The sequence below is a fragment of the Vibrio sp. S12_S33 genome (assembly GCF_963889785.1).
Classification (GTDB): Bacteria; Pseudomonadota; Gammaproteobacteria; order Enterobacterales; family Vibrionaceae; genus Vibrio; species Vibrio aestuarianus.
Window position 1 is genome coordinate 1 of record NZ_CAWPQZ010000234.1, and the last position, 532, is coordinate 532.

General features: G+C 41.2%; 1 protein-coding gene. It reads right to left on the reverse strand.

Going from position 1 to position 532, the window contains the following annotated elements; genetic code table 11:
• Window positions 1-73: 73 nt before the first annotated feature.
• Window positions 74-442: a VOC family protein gene (locus tag AACW06_RS20000; RefSeq protein WP_192076383.1), complete on the reverse strand. Its 369-nt coding sequence runs from the start codon at window positions 440-442 to the stop codon at window positions 74-76.
• Between the last annotated feature and the right edge of the window lie 90 nt (window positions 443-532).

Sequence of the window (532 nt, forward strand, 5' to 3'; positions counted from 1 at the left end):
AATTTGAAGTAGAAGCAAAAATGCCAAGCGTTGGGAATCCCTCTTAAATTGATTGTTATATGCGTACTCAAAGCTACATTGAAACTGCTTCGATTTTGTTTCCGTCTAAGTCACGAACAAATGCAGCATAGTAAGCTTCACCATACTCCGGCCTTAAACCTGGCTTACCCGCACATGAGCCACCCAATTCAATGGCTGTAGCATGGAACTGGTCAACAGCTTCTTTTGAAGGTGCATTGAAAGCAATATGAGCACCATTACTTGATGTTGCTTTTCCTTCACAAGGGCTTCCGACCCAAAATTCAAAATTTTCACCATAAGCCGCTGCGATATTTTCAATATAGTGAGCACGCTTAATAGCTAGTGTAGAAAGAACAGAGTCATAAAAGCCGACTGCTTTTACCACATCAGAAACGCCAACTGAGACGTGATTTAGAATCATTTTTAAGTCCTTTTATTGATTGTAACTTGAAAGCATATAACGCCCAATTAAGTGGTGAACAACGCACTGACCAAGCCGCTGCATTGCACC

Bases quoted from the DNA above. Each gene is read 5' to 3' on its own strand.
- AACW06_RS20000 (WP_192076383.1), bottom strand. From the start codon at position 442: ATGATTCTAAATCACGTCTCAGTTGGCGTTTCTGATGTGGTAAAAGCA.